Source organism: Acidimicrobiales bacterium (assembly GCA_035630295.1).
Taxonomy (GTDB): Bacteria; Actinomycetota; Acidimicrobiia; order Acidimicrobiales; family Iamiaceae; genus Iamia.
The window spans coordinates 1-7,942 of sequence record DASQKY010000014.1; the positions used below are offsets into that span (position 1 = coordinate 1).

The following is a 7,942-nucleotide window of genomic DNA, read 5'->3' on the forward strand; positions in this document are numbered from 1 at the left end:
CATCTACTTCGCCGCCAACCTCGTCACCTGGGTCGACGTCGACAAGCGTCACGAGGACCTCCAGACGTTGGAGAACGAATACCTCGAAGAGCGCGACGCCATCGAGAAGGAAAAGGAGTTGGCGATCGACCGCCGCTTCAAGGAGCTCGAGGAAGAGGCCACCCGAGTCGAGGGCGAGGGCGGCGACACCAAGACGCTGACGAGCGTTCGCAAGGTGGCCGACCGCGACATCGAGGCGCTCCGCGAGCGCTACGACGTCGAGCTCGATCTCGTCGCTCGCACCTGGGACGAGTTCAAGGACCTGCATTCGCGCAAGATCATCGACGACGAGATGCTGTGGCGCGAGCTGCGCGAGAAGTACGGCGACTACTTCGAGGGCGGCACCGGCGCCGACGCCATCAAGCAGCTCATCGATCGGATCGACTTCGACGAGGAGGAGATCAAGCTCCGCGGAGCCATCGATCCCGGCGACTCGGGTCGCAAACCGCTCAGCGCGCAGCGCAAGCAGAAGGCCATCAAGCGGCTCAAGATCGTCGCGTCGTTCAACCGTCGTGACGACCACGGCCGCCGCAGCAACGACCCCAAGGCGATGATCCTCGACGTCGTGCCGGTGATCCCGCCCGAGCTGCGCCCGATGGTGCAGCTCGATGGTGGCCGCTTCGCCACATCGGACCTCAACGACCTGTACCGCCGGGTGATCAACCGCAACAACCGTCTCGGTCGTCTGCTCAGCCTCGGGGCTCCCGAGATCATCGTCAACAACGAGAAGCGGATGCTCCAGGAGGCCGTCGACGCGTTGTTCGACAACGATCGCCGCGGCCGCCCGGACACCGGGCCGGGCAACTGTCCGCTCAAGTCGCTGTCGGACATGCTGAAGGGCAAGCAGGGCCGGTTCCGCCAGAACCTGCTCGGCAAGCGCGTCGACTACTCGGGCCGCTCGGTCATCGTGGCCGGCCCGACATTGAAGCTGCACCAGTGCGGCCTGCCCAAGATCATGGCCCTGGAGCTGTTCAAGCCCTTCGTCATGAAGAAGCTGGTGGACGCCGAGCTGGCCCAGAACATCAAGTCGGCCAAGCGCATGGTCGAGCGCCGGCGCCCCCAGGTGTGGGACGTGCTGGAGGAGGCCATCAAGGAGCACCCGGTGATGCTGAACCGGGCCCCCACCCTGCACCGCCTGGGCATCCAGGCCTTCGAGCCGGTGCTGGTCGAGGGCAAGGCCATCCAGATCCACCCGCTGGTGTGCACCGCCTTCAACGCCGACTTCGACGGCGACCAGATGGCCGTCCACCTGCCGCTCTCGGCCGAGGCCCAGGCCGAGGCCCGGGTGCTGATGCTCTCGGCCAACAACGTGCTGTCGCCGGCCCACGGCCGGCCGCTGGTCACCCCGACCCAGGACCTCATCATCGGTGGCTACTACCTGACCGAGCAGGTCGAGGGGGCCGCCGGCGAGGGCCACGTGTTCCGCCACCTCCACGAGGTGGAGCGGGCGTACGAGGACGGCCACGTCAGCCTGCACGCCACCATCACCTTCCGGTCCACCGACGACGAGGGCCAGCGCACCGACCTGGAGACCACGCCGGGCCGACTCATCTTCAACGACACGCTGCCCGACGGCTTCGAGTTCGTCAACGAGCGGGTCGACAAGAAGGTCATGGGCCGCATCGTGGACACCCTGGCCCACGAGTACCCCAAGGCCGTGGTGGCCAGCAGCCTCGACGCCATCAAGAACCTCTGCTACCGCTTCGCCTCGAAGTCGGGCATCACCATCTCGGTCGACGACGTGAAGACGCCGGAGTCCAAGGCGGGGATCCTGGAGGCCCACGAGGAGCGGGCCCAGAAGGTCGAGGCCCAGTTCCGCAAGGGCATCATCACCGACGGTGAGCGGCGCCAGAAGGAAGTGGAGATCTGGACCGCGGCCACCGACAAGGTGCGGGCCGACATGGAGGTCGGCCTGCGGGCCGAGCAGTTCAACCCCATCGAGATGATGGTCGGCTCGGGCGCCCGCGGGAACATGATGCAGGTCCGCCAGATCGCCGGCATGCGTGGCCTGGTGGCCAACCCCCGCGGTGACATGATCCCCCGCCCGATCAAGTCCAACTTCCGCGAGGGCTTGGCGATGTTGGAGTACTTCATCGCCACCCCCGGCGCCCGCAAGGGCCTGGTCGACACCGCCCTCCGCACCGCCGACTCGGGCTACCTGACCCGGCGCCTGGTCGACGTGGCCCAGGAGCTCATCATCCGCGAGGACGACTGCCGCCACGGCACCGGCCCCGTGCTCGGCACCTGGATCGAGGACACCGGGGCCGACACCGCGGCCAAGCGCACCTACCTGGAGACCAAGCTCTTCGGCCGCTGCCTGGCCGTGGGGGTGAAGTTCGCCGACGGCACCTCGGTCGAGGCCGACACCCCGGTGGACGAGGCCCTCATGGTCAAGGTCCGCGACGACGACACCGTCACCCGGGTCCGGGTGCGGTCGCCGCTGACCTGCAACGCCGAGCTGGGCGTGTGCGCCCGCTGCTACGGCCGCTCCCTGGCCACCGGCCGGGGCATCGAGCTGGGCGAGGCGGTGGGCGTCATCGCCGCCCAGTCCATCGGCGAGCCCGGCACCCAGCTGACCATGCGGACCTTCCACACCGGCGGCGTCGCCACCGGCGGCGGCGACATCGCCGGCGGCCTCCCCCGCGTGGTGGAGCTGTTCGAGGCCCGCAGCCCCAAGGGCAAGGCCACCCTGGTCCGGACGTCCGGCGTGATCCGGATCTCCGACGACGAGGGCAAGGGCCGGGTCGTGACCGTGGTCGGCGACGACGGCAACGAGGAGGTCCACACCATCCCCATCCAGTCCCGGCTGGACGTGGAGGAGGGCCAGGAGGTCACCGCCGGCGACGCCATCGTCCCCGGGCCCCGCGACCCCAAGGAGCTGCTGGAGATCAAGGGCCTGCGGGAGACGCAGAGCTACCTGGTCGAGCAGGTCCAGAAGGTGTACCGGGACCAGGGCGTGTCCATCCACGACAAGCACATCGAGCTCATCGTGCGGCAGATGACCCGGCGGGTGGCCGTCTCGGACCCCGGCGAGTCGGACTTCCTGCCCGACGAGCGGACCGACCGGAAGACCTTCCGCGACACCAACCGGGTGCTGGTGGAGGAGAGCCGGACGCCGGCCGAGGCCCGTGACGAGATCATGGGCATCACCAAGGCCTCGCTGTCGACCGACTCGTGGCTGTCGGCCGCCTCCTTCCAGGAGACGACCCGGGTGCTCACCGAGGCCGCCATCGAGTCCAAGTCGGACTCGCTGCTGGGCCTGAAGGAGAACATCATCATCGGCAAGCTCATCCCGGCCGGCACCGGCCTGAGCGAGTACAAGGACGTGACCACCCACGCCCCCGAGTACGAGCCGATGGCGTTCTACTCCTCCGACGGCGGCGAGGACTTCGCCGACGAGGGCTTCGACGCCGCCCAGTACCTGGCCAACCTGCGGGGCTCGCTGGAGGGTGACACCTCCAGCGCCGGCCTGGTCGACGTGCCCGACGTGGCCGCCGTCACCGGGGCCGACGCCCCCTCCGACGGCCTGGCCGGCTGAGGGCGCCCGCCGGACCCCGCCCGGACGGGAACCGGCAGGCACCATCGGCTGGCCCAGGCCAGCCATCGAGCTACCGGAGAGGGCGCCCCGCGGGGCGCCCTCCCCGCGCCCGGCTCCGGCCCGGGGGCGGGCGGGGCCGGGGCCGCCTAGGCTGTCGCCGATGACGGTGGTGAGCCCGACCCGGGCCGCCGGGGGAGATCGCCGGGAGGCACGGCGCCTGGCCCGACGTGCCGCGCTGATCGACGCGGCCATGGGCATCGTGGCCCGCGACGGCATCCCCGGGCTGACCATGCAGGGGGTGGCCGACCAGGTGGGCTGCTCCATCGGCACCGTGTACACCCACTTCCCCTCCAAGGGGGTGCTGGTGGCCGACCTCCAGGACCACTCGGTCCGGCGCATCGCCCGGTCCTTCGAGGCCGTCCGGGACCGCAGCGCCACGGTGATGGCGGCCGCCGGGTGGGACGCCACCGAGCGGGCGGCCGCCGACCTGGTGCTGTTCGGCGAGTTCGTGGTGGCCTGCTGGGACACCCTGCCCGAGGAGTCCCACATGCTGTTCTCGGTGCTGGCCGAGCGCACCGTGGTGGTGCCGGCCGACGAGCTGGACCGGGTGCTGGGCCCCACCCTGGTCCTGTTGGCCATGGGCCGGGAGGCGGTGGAGGTGGCCGCCACCACCGGCGCCGTCGACGACGGCCCGCCCATGGACCGGGTGCTGATCGGCGCCGCCGCCCTGCTCGGGGTCCTCCTGACCAGCCACGTGGCCCACATCGACGCCGAGGCCTTCGACCACCACCGCCTGGCCCGCACCGCCTGGCGGGACATGCTGCGGGGGTGGGGCATGGCCGGCGCGGCCTACGACGCGGCCCTGGCCCACGTCCGGGACCTGGCCGCCACCGGCCCGTTGGCCCCCCTCCTCCCCGACCAGGGGTGAGGCGCCCGCGGCACCGAGTTGATGCGGCCCGACGTGCGCCTTTAGCATGACCGACCGGCCCTGCGGCGGATCGCGCCCGGGGTCGAGTCCCGCATCTCCGAGAGGTCGCTTCGTGCCCACCATCCAGCAGCTGGTCCGCAAGGGACGGCAGAGCAAGCCGGCGAAGGGGAAGACCCCCGCCCTCAAGGGCGCCCCCCAGCGCCGTGGTGTCTGCACGCGCGTCTACACCTTCACCCCCAAGAAGCCGAACTCCGCCCTCCGCAAGGTGGCCCGTGTCCGGCTCACCAGCGGCATGGAGATCACCGCCTACATCCCCGGTGAGGGCCACAACCTGCAGGAGCACTCCATGGTGCTCGTGCGCGGCGGCCGGGTCCGTGACCTTCCCGGCGTCCGCTACAAGATCGTCCGCGGCACCCTCGACGCCTCCGGCGTGAAGGACCGCAAGCAGGCCCGCAGCCTCTACGGCGCCAAGAAGGAAGGCTGACATGCCTCGCAAGGGACCCGCTCCCCGCCGGGAGCTCGCTCCGGACCCGGTGCACCACTCGGTGCTCGTCACCCAGCTGGTGAACAAGGTCATGCAGCGCGGCAAGCGCTCCCTGGCCGAGCGGATCGTCTACCAGGCCCTCGAGATCGTGCAGGAGCGCTCCGGCACCGACGACGTGATCGGGGCCCTCAAGCGGGCCATCGAGAACGTCAAGCCCGCCCTGGAGGTCAAGAGCCGCCGGGTCGGCGGCGCCACCTACCAGGTGCCGGTCGACGTCCGCCCCCGCCGTTCCACCACCCTGGCCGTGCGGTGGCTGGTGGGCTACGCCCGCCAGCGCCGTGAGAAGACCATGGCCGAGCGCCTGGCCAACGAGATCCTGGACGCCTCCAACGGCATCGGTGCCGCGGTGAAGCGTCGCGAGGACATGCACAAGATGGCCGAGGCCAACAAGGCGTTCGCCCACTACCGCTGGTAGGCCCCGCCACCGGGGTCCACCCCGGCCCGTGACCGACCGGGCCCGGCCTCGTGCCGCCGCCCGGTCGTCGCATGTCAGGCCGCCGACCTCCCCTCCCGAGGACGGCCTGGCCGGGCCCCCGAACCGCACACCCACGATCCGCCCACGGACAGACGACGAGACGAGACGATGGCCAAGACCGCCCCCCTCGAGCGCTACCGCAACATCGGGATCATGGCCCACATCGACGCGGGCAAGACCACGACCACCGAGCGGATCCTCTACTACACCGGCAAGAGCTACAAGATCGGTGAGGTGCACGAGGGGGCTGCGGTCATGGACCACATGGCCCAGGAGCAGGAGCGGGGGATCACCATCACCTCCGCCGCCACCACCACCTTCTGGCGCGACCACCGCATCAACATCATCGACACCCCCGGCCACGTGGACTTCACCGTCGAGGTGGAGCGCTCGCTGCGGGTGCTGGACGGCGCGGTGGCCGTGTTCGACGGCGTGGCCGGCGTCGAGCCCCAGACCGAGACGGTGTGGAAGCAGGCCGACAAGTACCACGTGCCCCGCATGTGCTTCGTCAACAAGATGGACCGGCTGGGCGCCGACTTCTTCAAGGCCGTCGACTCCATCGTCGACCGGCTGGGCGCCACCATCGCCGTCACCCAGATCCCCATCGGGGCCGAGGGCAACTTCGCCGGGGTGGTCGACCTGGTGGAGATGAAGGCCGTCGTCTGGCACGACGAGGAGCTGGGGGCCAAGTTCGACGTCACCGACATCCCGGCCGAGCTGCAGGCCCAGGCCGACGAGTACCGCGAGAAGCTGCTCGACGTCGTCTCCCAGTACGACGACGGCATCCTCGAGAAGATGATCGAGGACCAGGAGGTGACGCCGGCCGAGATCCGGGCCGCCATCCGCCAGGCCACCATCCACGACGGCCTGGTCCCCGTGCTGCTGGGCTCGGCCTTCAAGAACAAGGGCGTGCAGCTCCTGCTCGACGCGGTGGTCGACTACCTGCCGTCGCCGCTGGAGACGCCCCCGGTCCAGGGCACCACGCTCAAGGGCAACGAGGAGGTCGAGCGCAAGCCCGACGCCAAGGAGCCCTTCGCCGCCCTGGCCTTCAAGATCGTGGCCGACCCCCACGGCAAGCTCACCTACTTCCGCGTCTACTCGGGCACCCTCGACAAGGGCGGCACCGTCCTGAACTCCCGCACCTCCAAGAAGGAGCGGGTGGGCCGGCTGCTGCTCATGCACGCCAACAACCGCGAGGACATCGACAGCGTGGGCGTGGGCGACATCGTGGCCGGCATCGGGTTCAAGGACACCCGCACCGGCGACACGCTGTGCGAGGAGAAGGCCGGGGTCGTGCTCGAGAAGCTCGAGTTCCCCGAGCCGGTGATCCACGTGGCCGTGGAGCCCAAGACCAAGGCGGACCAGGACAAGATGGGCAAGGCCCTCTACTCCCTGGCCGAGGAGGACCCCACCTTCCAGGTCCGCACCGACGAGGAGACCAACGAGACGGTCATCTCCGGCATGGGCGAGCTGCACCTCGAGGTGCTGGTCGACCGCATGCTCCGTGAGTTCAACGTCGATGCCACCGTGGGCAAGCCGCAGGTGGCCTACCGGGAGACGATCACCGGGGAGACCGGGAAGGTGGTCTACCGGCACGTCAAGCAGACCGGTGGCACCGGCCAGTTCGCCCACATCGTGATCGAGCTGGAGCCCACCGGCCCCGGTGGGGGCTACGAGTTCGAGGACAAGATCACCGGCGGGCGCATCCCGAAGGAGTTCATCCCCTCGGTCGATGCCGGCATCCAGGCGGCCATGACCACCGGCGTCCTGGCCGGGTTCCCCACCGTGGACCTCCGGGCCCGCCTGATCGACGGCTCGGCCCACGACGTCGATTCCTCGGAGATGGCGTTCAAGATCGCCGGCACCATGGGCTTCCGCGAGGCCGCCCGCAAGGCCAAGCCGGTCCTGCTGGAGCCGATCATGTCGGTCGAGGTCGTCACCCCCGACGACTACATGGGCGACGTCATCGGCGACCTGTCGTCCCGCCGGGGCAAGGTCGGCGGCATGGAGCAGCGGGGCAACAGCCAGGTCGTCCGGGCGACGGTGCCCCTGTCCGAGATGTTCGGTTACGCTACCGACCTGCGTTCGCGGACCCAAGGTCGAGCCACGTACACGATGCAGTTCGACTCGTACCAGCAGACGCCTGCGTCGATCCAGGAAGAGATCGTCAAGCGCATCCGGGGCGAGTAGCCCCCTCCGTTCGCCAGTCCCACCCAACCCACCGAGTCGAGCCGGTCCCGCCGGCCACCGTCCAACCAGAAGACAGAGGAAGCAGCACCATGGCCAAGGAGAAGTTCGAGCGGAACAAGCCGCATCTGAACATCGGGACGATGGGTCACATCGACCATGGGAAGACGACGCTCACGGCTGCGATCACGAAGACGTTGCACGATGCGGATCCGACGACGGCGTTCACGC

6 protein-coding genes are annotated in these 7,942 nt (G+C 69.8%); all 6 read left to right on the forward strand.

The features are described 5' to 3' along the window. Positions 1-3,577 (forward strand): DNA-directed RNA polymerase subunit beta' (gene rpoC / locus VEW93_03925; GenBank protein ID HYI60935.1); only part of this gene is annotated, 3,577 nt, incomplete at its 5' end. Positions 3,578-3,737: 160 nt separating this feature from the next. After that, positions 3,738-4,505: a TetR/AcrR family transcriptional regulator gene (locus VEW93_03930; protein HYI60936.1), complete on the forward strand. Its 768-nt coding sequence runs from the start codon at positions 3,738-3,740 to the stop codon at positions 4,503-4,505. Positions 4,506-4,617: 112 nt separating this feature from the next. Then, on the forward strand, positions 4,618-4,989 hold the full coding sequence (rpsL, locus tag VEW93_03935) for a 30S ribosomal protein S12 (GenBank protein ID HYI60937.1): 372 nt from the start codon (positions 4,618-4,620) through the stop codon (positions 4,987-4,989). Between the two features lies 1 nt (position 4,990). Next, entirely contained in the window at positions 4,991-5,464 is a 474-nt protein-coding gene (gene rpsG / locus VEW93_03940; protein ID HYI60938.1) for a 30S ribosomal protein S7, read from the forward strand. Positions 5,465-5,632: 168 nt separating this feature from the next. Continuing rightward, positions 5,633-7,714, forward strand: coding sequence for an elongation factor G (gene fusA, locus VEW93_03945; GenBank protein ID HYI60939.1), 2,082 nt, complete (start codon positions 5,633-5,635; stop codon positions 7,712-7,714). Positions 7,715-7,803: 89 nt separating this feature from the next. Beyond that, positions 7,804-7,942: GTP-binding protein (locus VEW93_03950; protein HYI60940.1), on the forward strand; the 139-nt coding region annotated here is incomplete at its 3' end.